The organism is Ahrensia marina (assembly GCF_042140245.1).
GTDB lineage: Bacteria > Pseudomonadota > Alphaproteobacteria > Rhizobiales > MH13 > MH13.
In genome coordinates, this window is sequence record NZ_CP159483.1 from 421,567 (window position 1) to 447,822 (window position 26,256).

Genomic DNA, 26,256 nt, shown 5'->3' on the forward strand with positions numbered 1-26,256 from the left:
GCCATGACCGATACCCCCCAACTTCTAAAGCTTGCTGCTTTTGATACCGATGATCTGGCGGTTGTTTCGGCCTCTATGCAGGATGCGATCGTCAAAACTGGCGATATGACCTACCTGGCGGGCGAGAAGCGTTTTGCCATGGTGGCCAATCGGTTTGCCTGGGAGGTAAATGCTGAGCGTTCCAAACCACCCTATGAGCGTCGCCGCACCGGCCTTCAGATAACCCGGGTGTTGAAAGCGGAGTTGGCTGGTCTTGATCTTAGGCGGCCCGATGATGTTTTGGAGCTGCTCTCGATAAGCTTTGAAGCCAGCGAAGAACCTGCGGGCGCCGTAACGTTAGCCTTTTCCGGCGGCGCAACGGTGCGACTTCATGTTGAATGCTTGGAGCTTGCCATGGCCGATCTCGGCGGTGCATGGACAACCGACGCTCTGCCCCAACATCCGGACAGTGATGCGTCAAACGACGCCTGAACCTGTCCCTGAAACCAACGAGATTGCCTTATGCCCCAGCGCCTCGACACGCGCGATGATGCCTTCGAATCGGACTTCACCGCGCTGCTTGGTGCAAAGCGTGAAGAGGCTGCCGATGTGCGCGAGGCGGTTGATGCGATCTTGGTGGATGTGCGCGAACGTGGCGATGAAGCCGTCTGCGCGCTAACAGAGCAATATGACCGTCTGGCACTGACGCCAGAAACCATGCGGGTGAGCGAAGACGAGTTGGACGCTGCCACCAATGAGGTGGCGGTGGATGTGCGCGCTGCGCTTGATTTGGCGGCGCAGCGCATCGAAGCGCATCACACGCGTCAGATGCCCAAGGATGACAGCTACACGGACTCGCTTGGCGTCACGCTGGCATCACGTTGGACACCCTTGGATGCTGTTGGCCTTTATGTGCCGGGCGGCACCGCCAGTTACCCTTCATCGGTTCTCATGAACGCTATCCCGGCCAAAGTTGCCGGCGTTGAGCGCGTGGTGATGGTGGTACCAACGCCAGATGGTGAGACCAACCCAGCGGTCCTGGCCGCGGCCAAGCGCGCGGGCGTGAATGAGGTGTACCGCATTGGCGGCGCGCAGGCCGTTGGCGCTTTGGCCTATGGGACCGATACAATCGCCCCGGTGGCCAAGATCGTAGGTCCAGGTAACGCCTATGTTGCCGCTGCTAAACGAGCCGTCTTTGGCACGGTTGGCATCGATATGATCGCTGGACCATCCGAGGTACTGGTCATTGCCGATGACACCGCGAACCCGCAATGGGTGGCTGCCGATCTCCTGGCCCAGGCTGAACATGATGAAGCCGCACAGTCCGTCGTTATCGCGCTGGATGATGAATTGGGTGATGCCATTGCACTTGCTGTGAGCAGCCAACTTGTCGAGCTTGAACGCAGACCCATTGCGAGCGTCAGCTGGCGCGACTATGGCGCCATCATCCAAGTGCAAAGCCGTGACGAAGCTGTGGCGCTGGCCAACCGAATCGCCGCTGAACATCTTGAGCTGGCCGTCGATGAGCCAGAGGCGTTGATGGATGACATTCGTCATGCGGGCGCGATCTTTGTTGGCCACCATACGCCTGAAGCCATCGGTGACTATGTTGGTGGCTCCAACCATGTTCTACCAACCGCGCGTTCGGCGCGCTTCTCCTCCGGTCTTTCGGTGATGGACTTTATCAAGCGCACTTCGGTGCTCTCGTGCACGCCCGATGCGTTGGCAAAACTTGGACCAGCGGCCATAACACTGGCGCGTACGGAGGGGTTGACGGCGCACGCGCGTTCCGTTGCCATACGATCCAACCAAACCTAGGCGTAGGCGGCGGTCCACCACGCCTTAGGGCCTTTTGAGGACACCATGCTGCCTGAGTCGGACCTTTCCACATCAAATCACGATGACACAGACAAGGGGCCGAACCGGCTTGTGTCGGTTGTGATCGATGAGGTCTCGATTGGCCGTTCGAGCCCAAGCATCGACCATGAACGCCAAGTGGCAGTTCATGATCTGATCGAAGAGAACAGCTTCGCGCTACCGGGCCATGATCGCGGCCCCTACCTTCTCAATTTGGCCGTCGTGGAGCGCCGCTTGGTTTTTGATGTGCGCGAAGCAGCATCTGATGAGCCGGTGGCAGCGCACATGCTGGCTCTGTCGCCCTTAAGGCGGGCGGTGAAGGATTATCACCTTATCTGCGACAGCTATTATGAAGCCATCAAAACCGCCACACCCAGCCAGATTGAGGCCATCGATATGGGTCGGCGGGGGCTGCACAATGATGGCTCAACCCTGCTGATGGAACGGTTGGACGGCAAGATTGAGATCGACTTTGAAACGGCGCGGCGGCTCTTCACGCTCGTCTGCGTGTTGCACTGGAAGGGTTGAGGCTGACCGGTGGCCGAGAGTGTACCAGGCGGCCCCTCCCCTGACCTGCTCCCCGGTTCGCCGGGGCGCTCCATGCCTGGATCGGTTTTGTTTGTCTGCTCGATGAACGCGGTCCGTTCCCCCGTGGCCGAGCTGCTTGCCAAACACTTGATACCTGGCAAATTCTATATTCAGTCAGCAGGCGTTCGCGCTGGTGAAGCTGACCCCTTTACCGTCGCCATTATGGATGAGATTGGGCTTGATTTGGCCAAACATCGGCCACGCACATTTGAAGATATAGAGGACAGTTTCTTCGACCTTATCATCACGCTGGCACCCGAGGCGCACCACCGAGCGCTGGAGATGACGCGCGACCAAGCGGTTGAGGTGGAGTATTGGCCAACGGTCGATCCCACCCTTGTCCAGGGCTCGCGCGAGCATATCTTAGAAGCCTACCGTTCGATGCGCGATGGGCTGGCTATGCGCATAAAAAAACGGTTTGGCGCGCCCTAGGCGTCTGATCTTTCACAAACCGCTCAGCCACCAACCAAGCAACAAACCCCAGCTTAGCTGGCGCAAAGCCTTCACTTGTTGCTGCTTTTCAGCTACATCGCCCGGCACATACGCGTAGAGATCGGCGCATGGCCGTGCGTCCTCACGGGCGATTGGCCCTCTTTCCCCGCCGCACAAACAGGAACCGCATGACAAAAGAAGAAGTTTTGGAGTTTCCAGGTGTCGTCACCGAACTCCTGCCAAACGCGACGTTTCGCGTTAAGCTCGAAAATGAGCACGAGATTGTTGCCCACACCGCTGGTCGCATGCGCAAGAACCGCATTCGTGTGCTTGCCGGTGACAAAGTGCTTGTTGAAATGACGCCCTATGATCTGACCAAGGGCCGCATTACCTATCGCTACAAGTAACGTGTCTTTGCCGACCATCGAGCCATAGAGCCGAGATCGGCACAGGCCATAAACCGCCACACAGGAACGCCACGTGCTGTCGCCTTCGGAACCCTCACGTCCCAAATTGGTGCTCGCCTCGGCTTCGCCGCGACGTCTGTCATTGCTCGAGCAGATTGGGCTTGTGCCAGACCGGTTGGAGCCAGCCTATGTGGATGAGGCGCCGCAGCGCATGGAACTGCCGCGTAATTTGGCGGTTCGTCTGGCGCGCACCAAAGCGTTGACCGCCCAGCGCCGGATGGCAGTGGAAGATGACTTTCGCGGCGCGCTGGTGCTGGCGGCCGATACCGTGGTGTCTGTCGGGCGTCGCATTCTGCCCAAAGCGGAAACCCGCGAACAGGCGCAACGCTGTTTGGAGCTGCTGTCTGGGCGGGCGCATAGGGTCTACACCGCGATCGCGCTGGTTGATACCAAGGAAAATGTCCACAGCCGTCTGGTGGAAACGCGGGTACGCTTCAAGCGCCTGTCACGTGCCGATGTGGCCGCTTACCTCACCACCATGGAGTGGGATGGCAAAGCCGGTGGCTATGCGATCCAAGGCAGTGCCGGAGCATTTGTGGTGCAAATGGTCGGCTCCTACAGCAGTGTGGTTGGCCTGCCGCTTTACGAGACCGCGCAAATGCTGACGGGCAATGGCCTGCCGGTTATCGAAGCCTGGCAAGAAACAGCGCCCGAAGCGCAGTCGGCTTGATGCGCTGCGCATGGTAGGCCCTGTATGAGCGCACGAAGCACCAACAAAGACTGCCCCGTCTGCGGCAAACCTGCCGAGGACGCCTTTGAACCTTTCTGCTCGGCACGCTGCAAGGATGTCGATCTCAACCGTTGGTTGAGTGGCGGGTACGCCATTCCTGGAACCGCCGACGACAGCAGCGAAGGCATTGAGAATGCTGACTTCGCGGAAAATGCGAACGATTCTTTCCCACCTGGCAAGACCCGCCACTAACGGACTTATACGTACGCAATTTAACTAAGTCTTATCCTTCCTCTCTGCATATTAACGGAAAATAACACGCTTAGGTTGTGTTATCGTTTGCTTATGCAATGGGGGACGATTGGAATGAACAAAGCACTTTCGCTCAAACAAATGATCTTTACAGGCTTTGGATTGGTCCTAGCGCTGCTGATCGTTTTGTCCGTTATATCGCTGCGTGGCACCAACACGATTGGCCACGACTTCACTGACTATCGGCAGGCGGCTCGCGAAAGCCTGTTGGTCAACGAGGCGACCCAAACTCTGCTTTCCGTTCGATTGGGCGTCATGCAGTACCGCATCAATAACAGCCAAGACTTTGCTGATCAGGTTCGCCAGGGTGTCGCCGCGCTCGGCGTTCTTAAGAACGAACTTGCCGACTTCATGGTCGATGACACCCAGGCCCAACAAATCTCCAACCTGTCCGGTTTATTGGATGCCTATGAGGTGGGTTTTGAACAAGTGGTTGCCGCCCAAACGCAGCGCAACGAACTTGTGCCACTGCTTAATGAAAGCGGTCGCGAGGCGCGATCGGTCATGAGCGAACTAATGGGCGAGGCTTACAATGGCGGCAATGCTGACGCCGCCTACATCGCCGGTGTCGTCCAGCAACACCTAATGCTCGCCCGCTATTATGGTGAGAAATATCTGCTTGAGAACAGGCCGTCCGACCAAGAGCGCACTTTGGAAGAGCTGAACCTTGCAGCTGCTTCTGTGCAATCGCTGGAACATTTTACGCGCGGTTCTTCATTTGCAGGTCTTTTGGAAACGTATCGAGTGCACGCCGATGAATTTCAACGCTTGTTCGTTACCATCACCGACATCATCATCACTCGCAACGACATCCTTTCCAACCAGCTCGACGCTATCGGCCCGCAACTTGCCACCGGCTACGAAACAGCATTGCAAACCGTGATCGATACCCAAAACACGGTTGGGCCCCGTGCAGCTGCCGAAGTGGCAAGTGTCAGTCGCACGACGATGATCATTGCCGTCGTTGCGGTGCTTCTCGGTGCCATCGCTGCGTTTATCATTGGCCGCCTGATCGCACGATCCATTGCCAACGTCGTCTCTCGTATGAACCACCTTGTGCAAGGGGAGCTGGACATCACCATCGAGGGTGAGGACCGCAGGGATGAGCTGGGTGACATGGCCCGTGCCTTATTGGTTTTTCAGGAAAACGCTCGAGAGAAGGTACGCCTTGAAGCCAGCCAGGAAGAACAGGCGCGTCTAGCAGAGGAAGAAAAACGTCGCTCCATGCATGTCATGGCCGATGCCTTCGAGGCTGACGTCAAAGGGGTTGTCTCGGCTGTGTCCAGCGCAGCGGAGCAAATGGTGGGCCTATCAAAGATGCTGTCAGAGGCCGCTGGACGCGCCGGAGAACGGTCCACAGCCGTCGCCGCAGCATCAGAGGAGGCGTCCACCAATGTGGAAACAGTGGCGGCAGCCTCTGAACAGATGACCAACTCCATCGCAGAAGTGTCTCAGCGCATCGGCGATACCGCCAGCATGACCGACGAAGCCGCGCGCGGGGCAGAGCACACAACCGCGACCGTGGCAGAGCTCTCCACCAGCGCTCAAACCATCGGTGATGTGATCTCAATGATTTCGGACATTGCCGAGCAAACCAACCTGTTGGCGCTCAATGCCACCATTGAGGCTGCCCGTGCGGGCGAGGCTGGCAAGGGTTTTGCGGTGGTGGCCAGCGAGGTAAAGAGCCTTGCCAATCAGACCGCCAAGGCGACAGAGGAGATCTCAGCGCAGATCACTGGCATGCAGGAGAACACCAACGCGGTGGTCGATTCCATCGATAAAATTGGAACCATGATCCAAGATTTGAACGGCACCTCGTCCTCGATCGCCGCAGCGGTGGAAGAACAGCATTCGGCGACGGAAGAAATCGCCCGCAACACGCAACAAGCTGCCGACGGAACACGCGAAGTCTCTTCCAACATCACACAGGTTTCCACAGCCGTTCAGGAAACCGGCCAAGCGGCCGAAGAGGTGCTTGCGGCTTCCTCTCAATTGGCCAAGGAGGCTGAACGCCTGCGCGACAATGTCGCCGACTTCCTGAGCAATGTGCGCGCTGCCTAACAGTTCCAGACTCGCGCCAAACCTGGCCGCCGCACTCAAAGTGCGGCGGCTTTTTTCATCCAATGAATAGTTGCGGCAAACCCGCTTGCGCTGACCCGGGCCATTGCCTATAAGGCCGCTTCGTGATGCTGATGGTTGGCGCTTGCGCCCAAAGGCACCACGCGCCCAGGTAGCTCAGTTGGTAGAGCACGCGATTGAAAATCGCGGTGTCGGTGGTTCGAACCCGCCCCTGGGCACCATCTCTCAGCTAGCCCTGTTCCTCCTGAACAACTGCATGTCCGTTGGCTCTGTTCCTTCCGAACAACCGCATACCCGTTGGCTCTGTTCCTTCCGAACAATCGCGGGATCACTTGAACCAGGCCAGTGCATCGCCATATCGCCGGTACGACATTCTACGTAAACCGCCGATGAGGACGACCAGTATGCGCGACGCCAAAGCCCTTCTTGACCAGTTTCTAGGCCAGGTGGACCTGTCCAGTGTGACCGGCCAACAGCCAGGCTCTGGTGATGCCTCGGCTCAGCAGGGTGGCGCGACCAGTGGGCTGAACCTCGACAGCCTTTTGTCCGGTCGTGGTGGGCTGGCTACCGGCGCTGTTGCCGGCGGCTTGGCTGGACTGTTGTTGGGCGGCAAGAAGGGGCGCAAGTTGGCAGGAGGCGCGCTTAAGGTTGGTGGCGCAGCACTTGTTGGTGGCCTCGCTTACAAGGCGTGGAAAGACTATCAGGCAGGGCAGAACCCTGGAGCCACGCCCCCCACCAATCCTCCGGCGGGCGGTGGCGGTGGATCAGCAGCACCCTTGCCGATTGAAGATGCGTCCGGCACCGGCTTTCTACCCGATGATGCTGGTGCGCAGGAGAGGCTCAGCCAATCCCTCATTGCCGCTATGATCGGCGCCGCTAAGGCTGATGGTCACGTGACCGAGGAAGAACGCACGCGCATCGGCAGTGCGTTGGAGAAACTGACCATTGAGGGTGACCAACGCGCGTTCATCCAAGAAGAACTCTCCAAGCCGCTTGACGTTGGCGCCATCGCGAGCATGGCCTCATCGGAAGAGCACAAGGTGGAGATTTACGCCGCATCGCTTATTGCCGTTGACCCAGACGGCCCGGCTGAAAAAGGCTATCTAGCAATGCTGGCCGCTCGACTTGGCCTTGACCCCAAACTGGTGGAGCATTTGCACGCCAACGCTGACAAGCTGTTGGTTGACGCCTAATCCGCACCCTAACACCTGCCATTAAATTGGCCTTGCCAGGCTCGCACGCCCATGAAAACAACGGCGTGTTGATCTGCAGCTAAGGCCTTTTTGATGGAACTTCTCACCCTTGTCTCTCAAACCGTTCTGGTCGGCCTGTTGGGCGGTTGGCTGGTTATCGGCGCCTATGAAAACATCCGTGCGCCGGAGGTGAACTTGGCGCTGGTGCGCGATGTTTTTTCCATGGATGCCATCGCCGAAGAGATGCCTGGCGTTTATGAGATGGTGAAACGCAATCGCGTAACGTCAGAAGCTTTGCAGAACGGGCTTTTTCGACTGATTGTTGCGTTTGAAACATTGGTAGCAGCAGGTCTGGTGCTGGGCACTGTGATGCTTGGCCTTGCCATCTTTGGAGCAGTTGATGCGGCCTACGCGCAACTGTTTGCCGGTTGGGCGGTGCTCGGCTTCATTCTGATCTGGGGCCTGTTTTTGGTGGGCGGCAACTGGTTCCACTATTGGGTCTCGCACAAGGCGACCCAGCACACGCACTATTTCATGACGTTTTGGGGCATACTAACACTCGGATGGCTGGTGTGATGGGTTTGGTTGATATGAGAGCCTGTCTTGCGCTTCTTGCCTGTCTGATCGTCTTGCCGGCCTCCGCGCAGGATTGGCAGGTGCGCTCCGTCGGTGCTGCTTCACCTTCTTTGTTTGCCGAGCGCTGCCAACGGGCGCCCGAAGGCCTACCCGATGGGTGTGTGGCGTCTGGCTCGGGTGATGTGCGAGCAGCCTGGTACACGCAACCAACCAGCCGCTACGCTCACGCTATCCTTGGTGACGGCATCGAAGGTGGTGCACTACGGGTAAGGCTGGCGAGTGGGGCGCAGACCGATTTCGTGCTGCCGGAGAACCTGGTGTTTGAAGATCGAACGCCACGTCTGGCGGACCTGGATGGAGATGGACGCACCGAGATCATCACCATTCGTTCGTCCAACCGTTCGGGCGGCTCGGTTGCCGTTTATGGTGTTCGCGGCGAAGCGATTGTAGAGCTTGGGGCAACGCCGTTCATCGGGCGCTCAAACCGCTGGCTGAACATTGCTGGCATTGCCGATTTTTTGGGTCGTGGGGACTTGCAGGTGGCGTTTGTTGAGACACCGCACATTGGCGGCACGCTAAAACTTGCGGTGTTTGACGGGCAGTCCATGCGTGTGGTGGCGCGACAAAGCGGCTTTTCCAACCATGAAATCCGCTCGCGCGAACAGCGCCTCTCAGCGGTTACAGACATAGACGGCGACGGCGTGGTTGATCTCGCAGTCCCCAACGCCCGCCGCACAAGCTTGGAACTGATCCGCTTTGCCGGTGGGCGCATTCAAACCCTCGCGTCAGTGCCCTTACCCTCCCCGGTGCGCCAAGCGGTTCTGAGCGAAGGTCAAGGACAGAATGCGCGGTTTGTGACAGGACTGGCCGATGGAAACATCGTGTCTGTTCAACGCTAAAACGTCTTCACATGCCAGGCCACAAAGTGTACCAAATGGTCAAAAATCCACTGGGAGAGGCACTATGGAAACCATCCATCACTACATCGGGGGCGCTCTAACCGAGGGTTCGGCGGCTGGCCATCAGCCGGTCTTCAACCCAGCGACCGGCGAAACGCCGAGCCAAGTTGTTCTCGGCGATGTCTCTGATGTTCAAGCCGCCGTGGATGCCGCCAAGGCTGCTCTTCCTGCCTGGGCAAAGACACCGACCTTGCGGCGCTCCCGTATTCTCGACCGTTTTAAGACGATCCTTTGGGAGCGTACAGATGAATTGGCGCGCGCCATCTCCGCCGAGCACGGCAAAACCCATGATGATGCGCTGGGCGAAGTGACACGCGGCATTGAGGTGGTGGAGTTTGCCGTTGGCGCGCCGCACCTGATGAAAGGCGAGTTTTCCGAGGCCGTTGGCACAGGCGTTGATAGCTATGGCATTCGCCAGCCTTTGGGCGTGGTGGCAGGTATTACGCCGTTCAACTTCCCGGCCATGGTACCAATGTGGATGTTCCCGATTGCTATCGTCACCGGCAACACGTTCATCCTGAAACCATCTGAGCGTGATCCTTCAGCCTCGCTGCTGCTTGCCAAGTGGCTGAACGAAGCAGGCCTGCCTGATGGCGTTTTCAATGTCGTGCATGGCGGCAAGCCTGTGGTGGATGCGATCCTTGAACACCCCGACATCAAGGCGGTGTCGTTCGTGGGTTCCACGCCGATCGCTCAATACATCTATTCCACCGGCACCGCGCACGGCAAACGTGTGCAGGCGCTTGGCGGTGCGAAAAACCATATGGTCATCATGCCCGATGCTGACCTCGATATGGCAGCCTCGGCGCTGATGGGTGCCGGCTTTGGGTCAGCTGGGGAGCGCTGCATGGCGATCTCTGTGGCCGTGCCCGTCACCGATGCGGTGGCCGATGCGTTGGTGGCCAAGCTTGCCCCCCAGATCGAAGCGCTGAAAATTGGGCCGTCAACCGACACAACTGCCGAGATGGGACCTCTGGTCACCAAAGAGCATCTGGCCAAAGTCAAAGGCTATGTGGATCAGGGCGAGAGCGAAGGCGCGAAGATCGTTGTCGATGGGCGAGGCTTTACGCAATCCAAGCAAGGGTATGAAAACGGCTTCTATATGGGTGGCACGCTGATCGACAATGTGACGCCGGATATGACGATCTGGAAGGAAGAGATCTTCGGTCCAGTGCTCTCTGTGGTGCGTCGAAACTCCTATCAGGATGCCGTCGACCTCATCCACAACCACAGCTACGCCAATGGCGTTGCGGTGTTCACCCGTGATGGCGATGTGGCACGCAACTTTGCTCAGGACATAGAAGTGGGCATGGTGGGCGTGAATGTTCCTATCCCAGTGCCGATGGCGTTCCACTCCTTTGGCGGCTGGAAAGCCTCGGTGTTTGGTGACCATGGCATGTACGGCATGGAAGGTTTTCGCTTTTACACGCGGCTTAAAACGGTTACAGCGCGCTGGCCCACCGGCATGCGGACCGATCCAGAGTTCACCATGCCAACTTTGGGTTAGCCTGGCCGATGTGGGGCAGGCTCGCCTGCCCCTCTCTTAAGTGTCTTGCGTACCGATGACCTCTCCAACCGTATCTGACCTCATCCTCACTATTTCCTGCGCCGACCGCAAAGGCATTGTGGGGGCCGTCGGCAATTCGATCACCGCACAAGATTGCAACATCGTTGAGAGCGCGCAGTTCTTCGATGCCAAGTCGGGCGGGTTCTTTATGCGTGTGCGCCTAACACCGCCACAGGGCAAAGACTCCGCATCGTTTTCTGAAGGCTTTGAACCGGTCGCCACCGCCTACAACATGACGTTCCAGGTGAGCGATGTGTCGGTGAAACCGCGCGTCATCATCATGGTCTCAAAAACGGGCCATTGCTTGAACGATTTGCTCTATCGCTGGCAGGTCGGTCAGTTGGCCATGGAATTGGTCGGCGTGGTTTCCAACCACGAAACCTGGCGCAAGCGCGTGGAGAGCGAGGATATCCCGTTCATCCACATGCCAGTTGATAAGGACAATAAGGCCGAGCAAGAGGCCGAGCTTGAAGCGCTCATCGAGCGTGAACAGGTCGATCTGGTGGTGCTCGCCCGCTATATGCAGATTTTGTCTGATGGTCTGTCAGGGCGCCTGGAAGGCCGGGTGATCAACATCCACCATTCCTTCCTCCCCAGCTTCAAAGGCGCGCGGCCTTATCACCGGGCCCATGATCGCGGCGTGAAGCTTATTGGCGCGACAGCCCATTATGTGACGCCTGAATTGGATGAAGGCCCGATCATCGAACAAGATGTAATTCGCGTTGATCATTCCATGACATCAGAAGAGCTTGTGGCTGCCGGCCGCGATGTGGAAAGCCAGGTGCTGGCGCGCGCTGTGCGTTATCACCTCGAGCGGCGCATTTTGATCAATGACATGAAGACGGTCGTTTTCAGTTAAACACGCCAATTTCAGTTGAAATTCCAGCGCAGTGCAACCTCCACGCGCGCTCTGCAGGGCCGCTGCCTTGCGCCTTTCGTATACATTAGATAGTCCTTGTTGTGTTGAGTGTCCCAGTGTGAGCATTTGCAGCAAAGCTTTGTGCGATGCAGCATGAACACTGATCTATGTCATGTTGCCCGACGGCGCGGTGCGGCATGGACGATTCAGAGAGACTGGTTTGGCGCGTCGCCTGCCTGCCGCGCTGAAAGAAAGACATGATGATGGATATTCGCAAGGTTACCGACAGTTTTGCCGTTAGCCCACAAATTCGACCTGAAGACGTTCAGGCCTTGGCTGATGAGGGCTACACAACCATCATCTGCAACCGACCGGATGATGAAGAGTTCGGTCAACCGCTGTTTGAGGCTGTCGCAGCCAAAGCCAAGACTTCTCGGTCTTGAATTCTATCACCTTCCAATCGCGTCCGGCATGTTTGGCCCTCAACATGTCACGCAAATGGCTGAACTGGTTGAGAATGATGCCGGCAAGGTGGTCGCCTATTGCCGCTCTGGCACACGTTCGATCATGCTGTGGGCCTTTCAGGAAGTGACCAAGCGTCCGCGCGATGAGGTCTTGGCGCTCACAGAAGCCGCTGGCTACGATCTTTCCCAACAGCTTTAACGTGCTCAATGGGCGCTGCAGTGCTCCCGGATTTTGGCGTTGTGGGCGGCGATGTCGCGCAGAAACCGTGCATAGCCATTCAGTAACGGCTCGCTGGTTACGGCGACGCGCAAGTGGTCGCGCACCTCTTCACTCACCGCAATCGGGCGCAATGTGCACAGCGCGTCATCCTGCAACACAGCCTGTCTTGGCTGCAATGTCTGGCACGCAGCCAACACGCTAGAGCCGATCAACAATGGCACCAAGATCGGCTTCACCGGCTATGTCCCCATCGATCTGACGATTGACCCGGTTCACGTCCCGCCAGCGGCGAAGACGGGCCCGATCTACCGCTACCTTCGTAGCGCGTTGCGCTCTCTGCCATTCAGCCAGCCTGTCGAGAAACACACCAAGAAGTGCGGCGACAAGGCTGGCGAGAAGCTCAGCCATCATCTGGCGCGATCCCGTGGAATGGTTGCATTGGCTGAAGGCGGCACCTCTGCCCAGTGCAAGACATCAGGGCCGAGGTAAGCGCGGATCAAACGGTCCAGAGCCTCATCAGTCAGACCAAAATGGTTCAGCGCATCGGGCATCAGCTTTTCCAGATAAATGGCCGTTTCAGCGATCAACCGGCTCTCAATGTCCACGCTTGCGTGATCCTTGGCCTCGCGACGCACCAAAGAAATGGCGTGGCGCACCCCACGGGCGACAGCACCGTGCAGCGCTTCAGCATGGTCGCGCTCTATTTCCAGCCCAACCCAGCGACCAAGGCGCGAGATCAGCCAACCAACCAGTGCGGCTGCCAGGGCAATGGCCGCGGTTTCCACATAAGGTGCCGTCAGATCGATGACCCAGCCAAAATCCACGGTGTCAGCATGGGCAGGCGTGGCAAGGGTAAGGCCTGCTGCCACCAGTGGCAGGCAAAGATAGATTTTCTCGTTCATGGAATGCTCTTTCTGTGTGGGGTGGATCAAGCGGTGGAGGGCCAGCGCAAGCCAAGCAGTTTGGATCGCGGATAACGCGCCTTGGTGACGGCGTTGGACTGGTTGCCACCAAGCAGCGTGATGTGCGTGGCATCGGCATCAAGCGCAAAGCCGACATGGCCTTGCCAGGTGGAGCGTCCGCGCCGAAAGACAGCAATCGCGCCGCGCCTGGTTGTCTCAATGGGCGTTCCCCACTTCAGAAACGAGCGGGCGGTGAGCTTGCCGCTGGTCGGCAGATGCGCATCGGCCAAAACGGCATTTACAAAGGCCGCGCACCAAGGTGTCTCATCATCGCGAACGCTGGAAAAACCAGCGCGAGCAAAGAAACGAAGAACGGATGGGTTGTGATGGCGCCCTGGCCATTCACGCGTCCCTAGATGACGCTGTGCCTGCTGCAACCAGACTGGATCGGACATGCCTGGCCCTTCCCTATTGTCATGCCAAACGCCCGAGTGGCGTCGGCTCATAGGGACCAGTGTTTGTGTGCGAACTGTCGGCGTGAATAAGACGCGCAGCTGTCCCCTTTTAGGGACGTGCGTGACTATTCGAAGGTGGCGATGGCATCCAAATCGATGGAGAGGTCGCCGGCGGGCTCAGCCGCAGGTGGGTTGGTGCTGACCGCGAGCGGATCACGCTCAGCCTTATCCACACGTGGTTTGGGGCCAAAATACTCTGGTGAGCGGATAAAAGGCCGTGGGGTGGCAACATTGTCAGCCAACCGCATGTAAAGCGCTTTGGGCGAAAAGGGCTTGCACAAAACGTCGTTAACGCCCAAGGCCAAGGCCTGCTGTGTACGCCGATAGGTTGAATGCCCCGTGATCATGATGATCGGCGCATAGCAGTAAGAGTGCTCGGGGTTTCGGATGAGACGCACCAACTCTGCCCCATCAAGGACAGGCATCTCCCAATCCACCACCAAAACATCGAATTGGTTTTGTTCCATAAGCTCCAATGCTTCGGCGCCATCACCTGCATCAGCGACCTGACGAATGCCGAACGCGTTGAGCATGGCACGCACAAGGCGGCACATATGCACATTGTCATCGACCACAAGCACACGCACTTGTGAGTAGTCGTAGGCTGTCGTGCTCAGCATGGGCCCATTTGACCTCAAGGAACGAAGAAGCCACCACCCTAGCGCGAACATTTGAATAAACAGTTATACCCTTGTTCGCGGTCCAGCGCTCAGCTTTTCGGGGCCGCCAGTTTGAACCAGCGGACAACAAAAGGCGCTGCAAGAGCGATAAGCAGGAAGCGCACCAAATGATGCGCAGCCACGAATGCTGGGTCCAAATCCATCGCGAAGGCCAGCACTACCATGGCTTCCAACCCGCCTGGTGCAAAGGCTATGATGAGCTTCAACACTGGGAAGCCGGTCAGCGCTGACCCCACGATTGCCATCGCAACAGCAATGGATGAGCCCAGAACAAAGCTTGCCAGCGATACCCCGAGAACCGCACCAAGCTCGCGCCACCGCGTGCCAGCAAAGCGTGTTCCGATCAGTGTGCCAAGAATGATGAAGCCTACAATGGCAATCCATTGTGGGGGGCGACCAACCACCAGACCTGATCCATGCAGAACGGCGCTGATGAAAAGCCCACCCACCAGAAGTCCTGCGGGCACGCGTACAAGGTAGGCCAAAACCGCCCCACCAATGCCAGCTGTATAGAGCAGAATAGCATCGTCAAGGCCGCCAAGCGGAACAAAGGCGGCTGGTGGCACAGGGTCGGAAAGCCAAAGCGCTGCGAGCGGTAGGATCGCCACAAGGATCGCAACGCGCGTGGTCTGCAGGATGGCCACGCGAGGCACATCAGCTTTGGTTTCTGGCGCCAATGCAATCAAATAGCTGAGTGCTCCCGGCATGGCAGACAGCATAGCGGTGGCGAGATCCCAACGTGCGACGCGCATCAGAAACAAAGTCAAGACGCCCGCGATCAACGGGATCGATAAAACCACAAGAACAACGGTGATCGGCCAGCTGGAAAGGCGGGCGATGATGTCGGGGGTGACGCCCGAGCCCATGGAAATGCCCACGGCAACAAAGCCCAGATTACGCACGCTTGGAGACAGGTCCACCGCTATGCCGGAGAGCGCTGTGATGGCAACTGCCAGCATGGACCCCGCGATCCAACCGCCAGGAATACCAGCCAAACCGAGTGCCGCGCCACCAGCCGCCGCTATGGCAAGACTGCGCAGTTTGATGAGATCAGGAGGTGAAAGGGGCGCCAACAAACCTCAGCGCCAAGGGGATGAGCGTTTCATGTCGCTGGTCTAACCGATGGTGCCAGGAACTGCCAAGTCGGCAAGCATCGGTAAACCTGATCGAGAGCAGGTCAGTCAGTGAATTAGCTTAAGCTTGATTCCCATCAAGTTCAGCCCGGTCAAAACCTGAGACACATAGTCAACCTTGGCACCCTAGAGGGTACCTGGTGGCCCTCTCAGCGCCGCTTGCACTCTAGGCTTTTGCTTTTCGCGTTCTTGGACGCAAACCGGTGCCCACCTAGCAAAACACGCTTGGGTGGCGCGCAAAAGAAGGCTGACCGAGCCATGACAGTGCACAATATTGGACGCTACGCCACGGTCACCGTGCCGCGCTATACATCGTATCCCACAGCGCCTCACTTCACCACGGATGTGGATGGGCCAACCTATACAAAATGGCTCTCAGAGACCTCACCAAGCGATGCGGCTTCGCTTTATTTTCACGTGCCCTATTGCCGTTCGATCTGCGCCTATTGCGGTTGTTTCACCAAGGCCAGCCGCAAAGATGCGCCAATCCTGGCCTATGGTCAGACCATGGCCAAAGAGATCGAGCTGGTGGCACACCATCTGCCTGGCAAGCTGCGTGTGACGCATATGCATTGGGGCGGTGGCACACCAAGCCTCATGCCGCGTGAAGGCTTTGCCAATCTGCTGAAAGCCGTTGAGGCACGTTTTGATCTCGGCGCACTTGATGAGCACGCGATTGAGCTGGACCCACGTGTTGTCGACAAAGCGCTGGCAGCTGATCTCAAAGCCTATGGTGTCACCCGGGTGAGCTTAGGCGTTCAGGACTTGAACGCTCGGGTTCAGCAAGCAATTGGCCGGGTGCAACCGTTGGAAGTCGTTGAGGGTGCCGTGAATGCCCTACGCGGGGCAGGCCTTGATGCGATCAACATGGATGTGATGTACGGCCTGCCGCAGCAATCATTGGAAGATGTTGGTCGCTCGGTTGCGGCTTGCGCGGCGCTGGGTGCCGACAGGATTGCTCTGTTTGGTTATGCCCATGTGCCGTGGATGAAAAAGAACCAGAAGATGATCAATGAGGCGCAGCTACCGAGCGCCGGTGCCCGTCTTGAACAGGTGCGCGCGGCGCATAAGGCGCTGGAGCATCTGGGCTATGTAAGCATTGGTTTTGACCATTTTGCCAAGCCTCACAACTCCATGGCGCAAGCCATGCGTCGCGGCACGCTGAAACGCAACTTCCAGGGCTACACCACCGATACTGCCACCACGCTGATTGGGTTTGGTGCATCCTCTATCGGCAAGCTGAAACAAGGCTACGTCCAGACGGTGCCAGATATCGGTGCCTGGACTCGTGCCATTGAAGCCGGCGAGCTTCCTGCAGCACGCGGCTACGCACTGACGGGCGAGGATCGCCTGCGCGGCGCTATCATTGAAGACCTCTTAACAGCCTTCTCCACCAATATCGCCGAACCGCGCCACGGTGTCGTGCCCAGCCAAACCTGGATTAATGAGCAGCTGATCAGCCTTGATGATCTGGCAGAAGACGGTCTTTGTGAGGTTCTGGGAACGCAGGTGCGCATTCCGCACGATGCGCGGTTCCTGGCGCGGCTGGTTGCTGCTCGCTTTGATGGGTTTGCCGAACAGAGCAAAGCGCGTCATTCGGTAGCCGTTTGAGGGCTATCGAGCCAAACCGCTGTCCGAAAAGAAATCAAAAAGGGGCCCGTGATGGCCCCTTTGTGTATTCAACCTGCCTTTTGGAAGCAGACTTAATCAGCGTGCGCGCCTGTCAGTTGGCAAAGCGAGCAAATGCGGTTGATGATCACCTTGTCATGTTTTTCAAGGCGGATGACGCCCTTACGCTTCATGTCGGAGATCACGCGGCTCACCGTTTCAATGGTTAAGCCGAGATAATCCGCCATTTCCTGACGGGTCATATTCAGCTGAACTGTGCCCTGATCATTGTCCTCATCGCTTGGACCCTGGCAATGAACCGTTCCACGATCGGGCACAAAGCGCATCAGAAAACTTGCCACGCGCTCATAGGCCGACTTACGACCGAGCAGCACAGCATGATCGTGCATGGCATAGACCTGCTGCATGGCGCAGCGTGTCAGATGAGATTGCGCGGCGGTCGAGGCTTCCACATCGCGGCGGCTGAACACCAAAGCGGTCGTTGAGACCAAGGTTTCTGCTGAACAATCATGGTAAGTGTCCATGTCGAAGCCGAACAGATCGCCTGGCCCAAGAACTTCAACCACCTGGCGACGGCCATCGGGGAGCAGCTTGTACAGCATCGCGGCGCCTGAAACGATTTCGTAGAGGTTTTTCGCCTCGTCACCCTCGAAATAGATCACGTCATGAGCAGCATAGGTTTGGCGGCGGGTGCCCTGTGCATTGCGCAGACTTTCCCAAGCATCATCGCCACGAGGACCTGGCGTTGTGGAACGGCTGTTGGCGCTGGATCGTCCCTGCTCTGCACGATCTTCACGGAAGCTTGTGTATGCCATAACGTTCCCTCCAACAGCGAGACGAACACCGCGCCGTCTCTTTTTTCTCACCCAGCCTGGCAATGCACGATCATCGGCTCAGTCTGCCGACTAACGTTTCGTGCTGCGCCGCACCGAATAAGCACACACTAATGACTGCTTTGACATAAATCACGTCCGCTCGTTTCCGCTCAGTTCAACCACTTAGACCCCATGCGGCAGATCGTAGCGCTGCAGCGCAAACGCACTGGTGCGATGCACCATCAGGTGACGCAAGACGATCACGGCCGGAAAATTAGGGGACTAGAGGTAAGGCGCCAGCTCGGTGGCGGACAAAGGCTTGCGCAGCAACTCTGTCGACGGCATGCCTTCCAGGAAGTCGCGGATCATGGTGTGCGATTGCCCCGTAATGGCCAGCACGCGAGGCGCATCGGCAAGGGCATGAATCCAGCTGATGACTTTGCTGCCATCAATGCCAGGCAGACCAATATCGATGATGACGGTGTCTTTGCCCGATGGGACGCCAGCAGCAAAGAAGCTCTCCGCGTCGCTGAACGTGCGTACCGAATGCCCCAGCTGCTCAACAAACAGGCTGAGCGCATCGCAGACCGCTGCATCGTCTTCGAGAATATAGACCGTCAATGCCAGATGCCTTCAAAACCGCCATACCACCGGTGGATCGGTGGCGCGCTCGTTTGTTACGAGCTTAAGTATGGGGCAGATCACCGCCAAGCGGTATAAGCACGAGCCCGTAACAGAGACTGCTTACGGGCTCATCCATACCGGTTTTGTTGGGTTTTTGCCGTGTGGCGTTGGTTAACGAGCGTCCATGTGGTCAGGGCCCGACAGGACGATCCGCACCAGATCAGCAGCGTTCTTGGCACCTAGCTTTTCCATGATGCGTGCGCGGTGAACCTCGATGGTACGCGGCGAGATACCGAGCGTACGACCGGCCTCCTTGTTGGAAGCGCCCGCAGTGATCTGCTCCAACACTTCTCGCTCACGCGGTGTGAGAAGCTGAAGGTCAGGGTGCTCTGCATGATCGCTGTCACCTGCTTCCAACCGCCGTTTAACCACCGCAATGCCTTCGCGCACGCGCGCCACCACGGTCTCAGCGTCAAACGGTTTCTCGATGAAATCGAAGGCGCCTGATTTTACTGCCGCAACGGCCATAGGAATATCGCCCTGGCCGGAGATGATGAAGACCGGCGCCGGATAGTGGTCGGGATCGAGTGCTTTCAGCGTGTCCATGCCAGAGCGACCCGGCATATGAACGTCTAGGAGGACACAGGCGCTGGGTAAGTTGGGCAACGCATTGATGAAATCATCGCCGTTTTCGAATGTCTCAACATCGAAGCCTTCCAGCGAGAACACAACCGAAAGCGCGTCGCGCACTGCGGGATCGTCATCGACAATAAAAATTGCCTGATCAGGGTTCATGGACCGGGCCATCATTGGCGGTCTCCTTTGTCAAAGTCTTGAGTTGGACTGGAAGAATGCGGCACGGGTTGCTTGGTCGAACCAGCAAACTCGCCAGCCGACATGAGCGGAACAGAATTCTCAGCGCTGCGCGGTAAGGTGAGCTTGAACGTGGCCCCTTTGCCATTGCCACCTGGATCAACTGTGAGATCACCACCGTGGTTCTGGGCGATCGATCGGCTGATCGACAGGCCAAGCCCCATACCGGTCCGTTTGGAGGTGGAGAAGGCTTTGAAGAGCCGTTCGTGCACTTCTTGGGGGATGCCGGGGCCCGAGTCTTCAATGCTGATGGTCACCGCTTCTGACGAATGGGCGGCGCGAATAACGACTTTTGGATTGGTGCTGCCGCGCACAGCTTCAAAGGCGTTGCGCAAAAGGTTGACCAGGATCTGCTGCACCTGAACCGGATCGGCTTCGATGGATGGCAATTTCTCCGGCAGGTCAACGGATGTTGCAATGCCTTCGGAGTTGGTCCCAACGCTGGTCAACTCCAACGTGTCGTCGATCAATGGAGCAAGCGCGACAGACCGGCGGTCTGGCTCGCGTTTCTCAACAAAATGGCGCATGCGCTGGATGATGTTACCGGCGCGCTCAGCTTCTCGTTTGGCTTTCTCGATAGTCTCGGTGATCATGTGATCTTTCGGGCCATCGCCATTGAGCGCACTGATCCGACGGGTAACCGCTTGAAGGTACAGCATCACGGCTGTCAAAGGCTGGTTGAGCTCATGGGCAACCGCTGAGCCCATCTCATCCATGGCCGAAACGCGGGCCAGATGCACAAGCTCGGCTTGAAGCTGATTGAGGCGACGTTCGACGGCTTTGCGAGGGCGCAAATCGCGCACGATACCAACAAACTGGCGGCCGGCAGGTGTGAGAGCTTCACCCACGGATAGCTCCAACGGGAAGTCGCTGCCATCGCGATGCTTTCCGCGGACCTCGCGCCCGATGCCGATGATCCGACGTTCGCCGGTTTCCATGTAGTGGTTCACATAGTCATCATGCTCGTGGGCATACTCATGCGGCATGAGGACGGAGACGTTTTCACCGATAACCTCTTCAGCGGCATAGCCAAACAGCTGTTCACAGGCTGAATTGAACACAAGGATGCGCATCGCATCGTCAATCAGGATGATTCCATCGACGGCGGTATTGAGGAGGCTATCAAGCCGAACTTCGGAAACAGTCTTGGGCATCTATGCCTCGTCCACGCCTTACTACGTAGAAATTGGCATATTCAAACCGGTTTGAAAACATTGATCTAGGGAGAAACCGCTAGGCACTTATGCTGATCCACCGAGCAATACGCTCAGCCACTTCAGCAATTTGCTCAGGATCGCGGGCGAAGCACATGCGCAAAAACGCCTCTCCACCTGGGCCAAACGCTGTGCCGGGCGCCAGCCCAACATCGATCTCATCGACCAGCGTGCGGGCCAATTGTCGCGTGTCCGTTTCGCCCAGCACTTTGAAGAACAAATAAAAGGCACCATCAGGCGCACTCACTTGCAGGCGGTTCAAGGGCGCGAAGGTTTCCGCCAGCAAGTCGCGATTGGTCGTTGCGCGCGCAATCTGCTCGTCAACAAAAGCATCACCTTCATTGAGCGCAACAACAGCAGCGCGCTGCATGAAGGCAGCCACACCGGATGTTGAATACTGGATGAGGTTTTCAATGACCTGCCCCAGTTCCACAGGCGCCTCGATCCAACCAATACGCCAACCGGTCATGGCCCAGTTTTTCGACATGGTGTTCACATAGATCACGCGGGATGAAAGCGGGTCCACGTCCTTGAAGGACGGCGCACGCTTGGGGTTGGAACCCTGCAAGCCAGCCTCACCAAACACGAAGCGGGCGTAGATTTCATCAGCGATGATCCACAGATCATGGCGCTCGGCCAGATCATGGACAGCCTTGAGGGTTTCCAGGTCGGCAACCCAACCAGTCGGGTTGGACGGCGAGTTGATGAAGATTGCTTTGGTTTTTTCGTCTTTGGCCGCCTCTTCAATGGCGCCCATATCAAGCGTGAACCGCCCATCAACGAAAGGCATGGCAATTTCCAGCACATCAGCGCCTCGCAACCCTGATGCCGCAACGATGTTGGGCCATGCAGGAGAAGGGACGATGATCGCATCACCTGGATCGAGAGCGATTTGAAGCGCGATTTGGATGCTCTGCATACCAGAGCCGGTGACAAAGAATCGTTCGGATTCCAGCGCTTGCCCGGTTAAGCGCTGGGTGTAAGCGGCCAACGCTTCGCGCAACTCGGGCAGCCCGCGCTGCCAAGTATAGAACGTCTCACCTTCGGCCAGGCTTTGCGTGGCAGCCTTCCCGATGAAAGCCGGGGTTGGCAGATCACCCTCACCAGCCCAAAGCGGCATCACCCCGCCTTTGCGACGCCCATAATTCATGATGTCGACAATGCCGCTCTCAGGCGCGCGCAAGGCGATATCGGACAGTGTGGGTGTGGATGATGTTGGTGAGGACGTCGACATAAAGAGCAACCTTTTGGGGTGCCACAGCGTGGCAAGGAGGCCAACAAAATCAAGGCGAGCGAACAGGTTATCCTGCCAGCACTCGCCTTGTTTTGTAGCGCATCACCATAGTCTGGTGACGACACCTTCTGTCGAGCAGATTGACTACTTTTTCAAGAGGTCGCGAATTTCTTCCAGGAGCACTTCCTGTTTGGGCGGCTCTGCCGGGGCAGCAGGTGCCTCTTCCTCTTTGCGCTTCATGTTGTTCACGCCTTTGACAACAAGGAACAGGATGAACGCAATGATGGTAAAATTGACAACGGCTGTGATGAACGAGCCATAGGCGAGGACGGCACCTTGTTCGCGTGCGGCTTCCAGTGTGCCAGCATCCACTGCAGACGACAGGCCAACAAAATAGTTGGTGAAATCAAGACCACCGAAAATCGCACCGACGATGGGCATGATCACATCATCGACCATGGAGGAGACGATCGTGCCAAAAGCACCGCCGATGATCACACCGATAGCCAAGTCCAGCACACTGCCTTTCATGGCAAATTCTTTGAATTCCTTAAGCACGATAAAGGCCCTCCTAAAGGCTCAAGCACGGACCACTGATGTGTGGCGCATAAAAAGTGTCGTTGAGTATCTCTGTCTCAGAGTGTTTCTGAGGCCCACGGCGTGCGAGCCCATCGCGATGGGTAACCCAAGGTTGTGAAACAGGAAAAGCACATTTGCTTTCATAGATCAGCAGCGTTTTGTAACCGGCTGTGCCACTATCAGATCGGCCATTGGTGGCACATCGTGCACCACCGCTTGCACGCGCGCCTTTCCGGGCGCTAATGTTTGATGCCCGCACCGTTCGGTTGCAGCAGGAGTGACATCGCGTGGTTCCCAGTTGGCTCGCGCTTGGCGCCGCCCTTCTCTACATTAGCGCCCTCTTTTGGATCGCCAGCTATGGTGACCGACGGGCCATGGCCACTCCGGTGCGCCCGCCACGCCCAACCCTCTACGCACTGGCGCTGGCGATCTACTGCACCAGCTGGACCTTCTTTGGATCTGTGGGCTTGGCGGCGGTCAGCGGCTTGGATTTCCTGACAATTTATATCGGCCCGATCCTTATTCTGACGCTAGGGGCACCGCTGCTACGCCATATTATTGCGCTTTCAAAAGCTGAGCGCATCACATCGGTCGCCGATTTCTTGTCGGCTCGCTACGGCAAAAATGAACGGGTGGCCGCTCTTGCCGCACTGATCGCTGTGGTTGGCGTTGTTCCCTACATCGCGCTGCAATTGAAGGCCGTCTCCATCTCAGTGGAGCTGTTCGTCGAAGCGCCTTCTGTGCCCCTCAATCCCACATTTGTCGCCGATATCGCCTTCATTGTTGCAATAGCGATGGCAGCCTTCGCGGTGCTGTTCGGCACGCGCACCGTCGATACAAGCGAACATCAAGACGGGTTGATGCTTGCTGTGGCCACGGAATCAGTCGTCAAGCTTGTCGCTTTCGTCATTGTCGGCTTCTTCGTCACCTTCATCATGTTCGATGGGTTTGGTGATCTTTTCACTCAAGCTGCTGACGCTGGCGCTTTGGACGTTGTGACTGGGTCAATTAGCGGTGGCTCCTTCATCGCCATGACGCTGCTCAGCGCCTTTGCAATCATTTTGCTGCCGCGCCAGTTCCACATCCTGGTGGTGGAGAACAACCATCCTTCTGAGCTGAGCCGAGCACGCTGGCTATTCCCTGCCTATCTGCTTGCGATCAATGTTTTTGTGGTGCCCATCGCACTGGCCGGCCAAGTGCTGCTCAACGGACAGGTTGAGCCTGACACCTATGTGCTGCAACTGCCGATGAGCGTGAATGCCGGAGCGATCACACTGATTGGGTTTATTGGTGGTCTGTCAGCTGCCACTGCCATGGTTATCGTGGCCAGTGTTGCCCTCTCCATCATGATTTCGAACGATCTCATCATGCCGTTTATCGTGCGACGGCGTGCCGAAGGTGCTCCAGAAGAGCTTGGGCGGCTGGTTCTCTACATTCGCCGGGTGGCAATCTTCGCTATCCTGCTCCTGTCGTATCTCTACTACCGTGCAGCAGCCGGTACTGCGGCACTGGCTGAGATAGGGCTTCTCTCGTTCGCAGCGATTGCGCAAATGGCGCCAGCGTTCTTCCTTGGCCTCATCTGGAAGCGCGGCACCGCACGCGGCGCTGTGGCAGGCATGCTGGCCGGGCTTGGCGTGTGGGCTTACACGCTGCTCATCCCCAACCTCATCAAGGCGGGCGCTCTACCGGCCGACACGTTGGCTGATGGATTGTTTGGGATCGTGCTTTTGCAGCCCGAACGACTGTTTGGCCTCGACTTCGAACCACTGACCCATGGCGTGTTCTGGAGCCTGATGGCGAACATCGCCACCTATTTCATTGTTTCTATTGCGCGCCAGCCAGAGGCGATTGAGCGGCTTCAGGCCCAGGTTTTTGTGCCGACCGATCTTACGCCAACCCCAGCGCTGCGCATGTCACGCACGCGTGTGACCTTCGCCGAACTGCAAAGCGCTGTGGCGCGCTATCTTGGCGAGCAGCGTACCGACCGCTCGTTCCAGCGCTTTGCGCGCGAACGCGGTGAGCCGATCCAAAACCAAGGTGAAGCCGACGTTCACGCCCTGCGTTTTGCCGAACAGTTGCTGGCCAGCGCCATTGGTGCAGCCTCGTCACGTCTGGTGATGACCTTGATGCTGCGACGTCACCAAACCTCCTCACGCGAAGCGATGAAGCTGCTCGATGAGGCGTCCTCGGCCATTCAATACAATCGCGACCTGTTGCAGACTGCACTCGATCAGGTGCGTCAGGGGATCAGCGTGTTCGACCGCGACCTCAACCTGATCTGCTGGAACCGGCAGTTCCGCGATCTCCTCAATCTGCCTGCGGAGTTCGGCCAAGTTGGCACATCGCTGCACACGATCCTACGGCACAACGCAGAGCGCGGCGCTTTCGGCAAAGGCAGCCCTTCTGGCCAGGTGGCAGAACGGGTGGAGCGCATGGTTGTTGACATGTCCACCTTCACCGAGACGCTGCACCCATCGGGTCTTGTGCTTGAGGTGCGCACCAACCCGATGCCTGATGGCGGTATCGTGACCACCTACACAGACATCACCGACAGAGAACGCGCTGCTGAAGAGCTGGCGCAGATCAACGAAGAGTTGGAACAGCGGGTTCGCGAGCGCACCGAAGAGCTGACCCGCGTGAACCAGGAACTGGAACTGGCGCGTCAGGTGGCCGAGAATGCCAATATCTCCAAGACGCGGTTCTTAGCGGCTGCCAGCCACGACATTTTGCAGCCGCTCAACGCTGCTCGACTGTATGCGTCCACCCTCAATGAAACCGAGATGCCGCCAGACGCGACCAAGTATGCCGCTAACATCGACCGGTCACTGGAAGCGGTGGAGGATATTCTTGGGGCACTGCTCGATATCTCCCGCCTTGATGCCGGTGCAATGAAACCCGAACCCTCGGTGTTCGCGTTGCAAGAACTGTTTGAACAATTGCAGGTGGAGTTCGGCCCGGCGGCGGCTGAAAAAAGTCTTGATCTGCGCTTTGTAAAAACCAGCGTGATGGTGCGTTCTGATCGCAAGCTCATGAAGCGCCTGTTGCAGAACCTCGTGTCCAATGGCGTGAAGTACACACGTTCTGGCGGGGTCGTTGTGGGTTTGCGTCGCGACGGCAAAGGCTACCGTGTTGCCGTTTATGACACAGGCATTGGCATGGGGCGGCGTGAACAGCGCCAGGTGTTTGATGAATTCAAGCGCCTCGATGATGGCGCACGAACCGCTGGCGGGTTGGGCCTTGGTCTGTCCATAGTTGATCGTATCGCCGGGGTGCTGGACTTGTCGGTGAGCATTGCCTCACAACCAGGCTCCGGCTCCTGCTTCAGTGTGAGTGTGCCGCATGTTGCTCGCGCCAGCGTGGACGCAGCTATGGCTATGAACAGCAAAGCAAGCGGCCGACCGAGCCGAGCCCATCAAACAGACCTCACCGGTGTTATCGTCTGCTGCATCGACAATGAGCCAACGATCCTGGAAGGCATGCGTGGCCTGCTTTCTCGCTGGGGTGCCGTGGCAATCACTGGTGCGACCGCTGCCGAGGTTGGCCGCGAGCTGCAAGCACAGGGCGTGGAGCCGGAGATGGTGCTTGCCGATTATCACCTGGATGAAGGCACTGGCATCGAAGCGGTGAAAGAGCTGCGCTGGAAGTTCGGCGCCAGCCTGCCAGCCGCCTTGGTAACCGCCGATCGTTCCGTTGAGATGCAGGAGCGGGCTGAAGCTGCGGGCATCGCGATCTTGAACAAGCCCGTCAAACCGGCTGCGCTCAGGGCGATGGTGGCGCAGTTCCGCGTTGTGCCGGAGGCGGCGGAGTAGCGTTTCTAAAGAGAGGGTGTCTAGCCT

At 57.7% G+C, this 26,256-nt stretch carries 29 protein-coding genes and 1 tRNA gene; 18 read left to right on the forward strand and 12 right to left on the reverse strand.

Annotated elements, in window-relative coordinates; translation table 11 throughout:
- Positions 1-3 precede the first annotated feature (3 nt).
- From ABWH92_RS02050 to ABWH92_RS02125, 16 genes are all read left to right on the forward strand, one after another.
- Positions 4-471, forward strand: coding sequence for a DUF2948 family protein (locus ABWH92_RS02050; protein ID WP_375571694.1), 468 nt, complete (start codon positions 4-6; stop codon positions 469-471).
- A 30-nt stretch (positions 472-501) separates the two neighbouring features.
- Entirely contained in the window at positions 502-1,797 is a 1,296-nt protein-coding gene (gene hisD / locus ABWH92_RS02055) for a histidinol dehydrogenase (protein ID WP_375571696.1), read from the forward strand.
- Between the two features lie 45 nt (positions 1,798-1,842).
- The gene (locus tag ABWH92_RS02060; protein WP_375571697.1) at positions 1,843-2,364 is read left to right on the forward strand and encodes a UPF0262 family protein; all 522 of its coding nucleotides are present in this window, start codon (positions 1,843-1,845) and stop codon (positions 2,362-2,364) included.
- A 72-nt stretch (positions 2,365-2,436) separates the two neighbouring features.
- A complete protein-coding gene (locus ABWH92_RS02065; protein WP_375574159.1) occupies positions 2,437-2,856 on the forward strand; it encodes a low molecular weight phosphatase family protein in 420 nt (139 codons plus the stop codon).
- Between the two features lie 188 nt (positions 2,857-3,044).
- Positions 3,045-3,263, forward strand: coding sequence for a translation initiation factor IF-1 (infA, locus tag ABWH92_RS02070; protein ID WP_375571699.1), 219 nt, complete (start codon positions 3,045-3,047; stop codon positions 3,261-3,263).
- Between the two features lie 76 nt (positions 3,264-3,339).
- On the forward strand, positions 3,340-3,993 hold the full coding sequence (locus ABWH92_RS02075; protein WP_375574160.1) for a Maf family nucleotide pyrophosphatase: 654 nt from the start codon (positions 3,340-3,342) through the stop codon (positions 3,991-3,993).
- Between the two features lie 24 nt (positions 3,994-4,017).
- Entirely contained in the window at positions 4,018-4,245 is a 228-nt protein-coding gene (yacG, locus tag ABWH92_RS02080; protein WP_375571701.1) for a DNA gyrase inhibitor YacG, read from the forward strand.
- A gap of 114 nt (positions 4,246-4,359) precedes the next feature.
- Positions 4,360-6,366, forward strand: coding sequence for a methyl-accepting chemotaxis protein (locus tag ABWH92_RS02085; protein ID WP_375571703.1), 2,007 nt, complete (start codon positions 4,360-4,362; stop codon positions 6,364-6,366).
- A gap of 163 nt (positions 6,367-6,529) precedes the next feature.
- Positions 6,530-6,605, forward strand: a tRNA-Phe gene (locus tag ABWH92_RS02090).
- Positions 6,606-6,788: 183 nt separating this feature from the next.
- Positions 6,789-7,577, forward strand: a complete 789-nt coding sequence (locus ABWH92_RS02095) for a tellurite resistance TerB family protein (protein WP_375571705.1) — start codon at positions 6,789-6,791, stop codon at positions 7,575-7,577.
- A gap of 93 nt (positions 7,578-7,670) precedes the next feature.
- Complete coding sequence (locus ABWH92_RS02100) at positions 7,671-8,153, forward strand: DUF2165 family protein (protein WP_375571707.1); 483 nt, start codon at positions 7,671-7,673, stop codon at positions 8,151-8,153.
- Positions 8,153-9,052, forward strand: a complete 900-nt coding sequence (locus ABWH92_RS02105) for a hypothetical protein (RefSeq protein WP_375571709.1) — start codon at positions 8,153-8,155, stop codon at positions 9,050-9,052. Before ABWH92_RS02100 ends, ABWH92_RS02105 begins: the two co-directional genes overlap by 1 nt.
- Before the next feature lie 64 nt (positions 9,053-9,116).
- Positions 9,117-10,619, forward strand: a complete 1,503-nt coding sequence (locus tag ABWH92_RS02110; RefSeq protein ID WP_375571711.1) for a CoA-acylating methylmalonate-semialdehyde dehydrogenase — start codon at positions 9,117-9,119, stop codon at positions 10,617-10,619.
- Between the two features lie 55 nt (positions 10,620-10,674).
- Positions 10,675-11,538, forward strand: coding sequence for a formyltetrahydrofolate deformylase (purU, locus tag ABWH92_RS02115; protein ID WP_375571713.1), 864 nt, complete (start codon positions 10,675-10,677; stop codon positions 11,536-11,538).
- A 257-nt stretch (positions 11,539-11,795) separates the two neighbouring features.
- Positions 11,796-11,981, forward strand: a complete 186-nt coding sequence (locus tag ABWH92_RS02120; RefSeq protein WP_375571715.1) for a beta-lactamase hydrolase domain-containing protein — start codon at positions 11,796-11,798, stop codon at positions 11,979-11,981.
- Between the two features lie 28 nt (positions 11,982-12,009).
- Positions 12,010-12,201 carry a beta-lactamase hydrolase domain-containing protein gene (locus ABWH92_RS02125; RefSeq protein WP_375571717.1) on the forward strand — a complete coding sequence of 64 codons (192 nt, stop codon included), beginning with the start codon at positions 12,010-12,012 and terminating at the stop codon, positions 12,199-12,201.
- Positions 12,202-12,206: 5 nt separating this feature from the next.
- On the opposite strand, the gene ABWH92_RS02130 is transcribed toward ABWH92_RS02125, so the two are convergent.
- The 6 genes from ABWH92_RS02130 to ABWH92_RS02155 form a co-directional block, all read right to left on the reverse strand.
- Positions 12,207-12,380 carry a hypothetical protein gene (locus ABWH92_RS02130; protein WP_375571719.1) on the reverse strand — a complete coding sequence of 58 codons (174 nt, stop codon included), beginning with the start codon at positions 12,378-12,380 and terminating at the stop codon, positions 12,207-12,209.
- 40 nt (positions 12,381-12,420) lie between these two features.
- Positions 12,421-12,633, reverse strand: a complete 213-nt coding sequence (locus tag ABWH92_RS02135) for a hypothetical protein (protein WP_375571721.1) — start codon at positions 12,631-12,633, stop codon at positions 12,421-12,423.
- Positions 12,630-13,124, reverse strand: a complete 495-nt coding sequence (locus ABWH92_RS02140) for a hypothetical protein (protein ID WP_375571723.1) — start codon at positions 13,122-13,124, stop codon at positions 12,630-12,632. The genes ABWH92_RS02135 and ABWH92_RS02140 overlap by 4 nt, the downstream gene beginning before the upstream one ends.
- Positions 13,125-13,150: 26 nt before the next feature.
- On the reverse strand, positions 13,151-13,579 hold the full coding sequence (locus ABWH92_RS02145) for a TIGR02594 family protein (protein ID WP_375571725.1): 429 nt from the start codon (positions 13,577-13,579) through the stop codon (positions 13,151-13,153).
- A gap of 125 nt (positions 13,580-13,704) precedes the next feature.
- On the reverse strand, positions 13,705-14,259 hold the full coding sequence (locus ABWH92_RS02150; protein ID WP_375571726.1) for a PleD family two-component system response regulator: 555 nt from the start codon (positions 14,257-14,259) through the stop codon (positions 13,705-13,707).
- Positions 14,260-14,348: 89 nt separating this feature from the next.
- Entirely contained in the window at positions 14,349-15,395 is a 1,047-nt protein-coding gene (locus tag ABWH92_RS02155) for an AbrB family transcriptional regulator (RefSeq protein WP_375571728.1), read from the reverse strand.
- Positions 15,396-15,710: 315 nt separating this feature from the next.
- On the opposite strand from ABWH92_RS02155, the gene hemN reads away from it, so the two are divergent.
- A complete protein-coding gene (gene hemN, locus ABWH92_RS02160) occupies positions 15,711-17,063 on the forward strand; it encodes an oxygen-independent coproporphyrinogen III oxidase (protein WP_375571730.1) in 1,353 nt (450 codons plus the stop codon).
- Positions 17,064-17,155: 92 nt separating this feature from the next.
- On the opposite strand, the gene ABWH92_RS02165 is transcribed toward hemN, so the two are convergent.
- The 6 genes from ABWH92_RS02165 to mscL all read right to left on the reverse strand — a co-directional run bounded on the left by ABWH92_RS02165 (position 17,156) and on the right by mscL (position 22,399).
- Positions 17,156-17,896: a Crp/Fnr family transcriptional regulator gene (locus ABWH92_RS02165; protein ID WP_375571732.1), complete on the reverse strand. Its 741-nt coding sequence runs from the start codon at positions 17,894-17,896 to the stop codon at positions 17,156-17,158.
- A gap of 282 nt (positions 17,897-18,178) precedes the next feature.
- Complete coding sequence (locus ABWH92_RS02170) at positions 18,179-18,517, reverse strand: response regulator (protein WP_375571733.1); 339 nt, start codon at positions 18,515-18,517, stop codon at positions 18,179-18,181.
- A gap of 174 nt (positions 18,518-18,691) precedes the next feature.
- Entirely contained in the window at positions 18,692-19,327 is a 636-nt protein-coding gene (locus tag ABWH92_RS02175; protein WP_375574161.1) for a response regulator transcription factor, read from the reverse strand.
- Positions 19,327-20,547 carry a sensor histidine kinase gene (locus ABWH92_RS02180; RefSeq protein WP_375571735.1) on the reverse strand — a complete coding sequence of 407 codons (1,221 nt, stop codon included), beginning with the start codon at positions 20,545-20,547 and terminating at the stop codon, positions 19,327-19,329. Before ABWH92_RS02180 ends, ABWH92_RS02175 begins: the two co-directional genes overlap by 1 nt.
- Before the next feature lie 79 nt (positions 20,548-20,626).
- Positions 20,627-21,841, reverse strand: coding sequence for a pyridoxal phosphate-dependent aminotransferase (locus ABWH92_RS02185; protein WP_375571737.1), 1,215 nt, complete (start codon positions 21,839-21,841; stop codon positions 20,627-20,629).
- A gap of 144 nt (positions 21,842-21,985) precedes the next feature.
- Positions 21,986-22,399: a large conductance mechanosensitive channel protein MscL gene (mscL, locus tag ABWH92_RS02190; protein WP_375571739.1), complete on the reverse strand. Its 414-nt coding sequence runs from the start codon at positions 22,397-22,399 to the stop codon at positions 21,986-21,988.
- A 308-nt stretch (positions 22,400-22,707) separates the two neighbouring features.
- On the opposite strand from mscL, the gene ABWH92_RS02195 reads away from it, so the two are divergent.
- A complete protein-coding gene (locus ABWH92_RS02195; RefSeq protein WP_375571741.1) occupies positions 22,708-26,229 on the forward strand; it encodes a PAS-domain containing protein in 3,522 nt (1,173 codons plus the stop codon).
- Positions 26,230-26,256 lie beyond the last annotated feature (27 nt).

Coding starts and splice junctions, on each gene's coding strand:
- ABWH92_RS02175 (WP_375574161.1), bottom strand. CDS start 19,327: ATGGCCCGGTCCATGAACCCTGATCAGGCAATTTTTATTGTCGATGAC.
- ABWH92_RS02135 (WP_375571721.1), bottom strand. CDS start 12,633: ATGATGGCTGAGCTTCTCGCCAGCCTTGTCGCCGCACTTCTTGGTGTG.
- purU (WP_375571713.1), top strand. CDS start 10,675: ATGACCTCTCCAACCGTATCTGACCTCATCCTCACTATTTCCTGCGCC.
- ABWH92_RS02125 (WP_375571717.1), top strand. CDS start 12,010: ATGTTTGGCCCTCAACATGTCACGCAAATGGCTGAACTGGTTGAGAAT.
- ABWH92_RS02085 (WP_375571703.1), top strand. CDS start 4,360: ATGAACAAAGCACTTTCGCTCAAACAAATGATCTTTACAGGCTTTGGA.
- ABWH92_RS02050 (WP_375571694.1), top strand. CDS start 4: ATGACCGATACCCCCCAACTTCTAAAGCTTGCTGCTTTTGATACCGAT.
- hisD (WP_375571696.1), top strand. CDS start 502: ATGCCCCAGCGCCTCGACACGCGCGATGATGCCTTCGAATCGGACTTC.
- infA (WP_375571699.1), top strand. CDS start 3,045: ATGACAAAAGAAGAAGTTTTGGAGTTTCCAGGTGTCGTCACCGAACTC.
- ABWH92_RS02110 (WP_375571711.1), top strand. CDS start 9,117: ATGGAAACCATCCATCACTACATCGGGGGCGCTCTAACCGAGGGTTCG.
- ABWH92_RS02145 (WP_375571725.1), bottom strand. CDS start 13,579: ATGTCCGATCCAGTCTGGTTGCAGCAGGCACAGCGTCATCTAGGGACG.
- yacG (WP_375571701.1), top strand. CDS start 4,018: ATGAGCGCACGAAGCACCAACAAAGACTGCCCCGTCTGCGGCAAACCT.
- ABWH92_RS02150 (WP_375571726.1), bottom strand. CDS start 14,259: ATGCTGAGCACGACAGCCTACGACTACTCACAAGTGCGTGTGCTTGTG.
- ABWH92_RS02065 (WP_375574159.1), top strand. CDS start 2,437: ATGCCTGGATCGGTTTTGTTTGTCTGCTCGATGAACGCGGTCCGTTCC.
- hemN (WP_375571730.1), top strand. CDS start 15,711: ATGACAGTGCACAATATTGGACGCTACGCCACGGTCACCGTGCCGCGC.
- ABWH92_RS02165 (WP_375571732.1), bottom strand. CDS start 17,896: ATGGCATACACAAGCTTCCGTGAAGATCGTGCAGAGCAGGGACGATCC.
- ABWH92_RS02180 (WP_375571735.1), bottom strand. CDS start 20,547: ATGCCCAAGACTGTTTCCGAAGTTCGGCTTGATAGCCTCCTCAATACC.
- ABWH92_RS02100 (WP_375571707.1), top strand. CDS start 7,671: ATGGAACTTCTCACCCTTGTCTCTCAAACCGTTCTGGTCGGCCTGTTG.
- ABWH92_RS02185 (WP_375571737.1), bottom strand. CDS start 21,841: ATGTCGACGTCCTCACCAACATCATCCACACCCACACTGTCCGATATC.
- ABWH92_RS02120 (WP_375571715.1), top strand. CDS start 11,796: ATGATGATGGATATTCGCAAGGTTACCGACAGTTTTGCCGTTAGCCCA.
- ABWH92_RS02140 (WP_375571723.1), bottom strand. CDS start 13,124: ATGAACGAGAAAATCTATCTTTGCCTGCCACTGGTGGCAGCAGGCCTT.
- ABWH92_RS02060 (WP_375571697.1), top strand. CDS start 1,843: ATGCTGCCTGAGTCGGACCTTTCCACATCAAATCACGATGACACAGAC.
- ABWH92_RS02105 (WP_375571709.1), top strand. CDS start 8,153: ATGGGTTTGGTTGATATGAGAGCCTGTCTTGCGCTTCTTGCCTGTCTG.
- ABWH92_RS02095 (WP_375571705.1), top strand. CDS start 6,789: ATGCGCGACGCCAAAGCCCTTCTTGACCAGTTTCTAGGCCAGGTGGAC.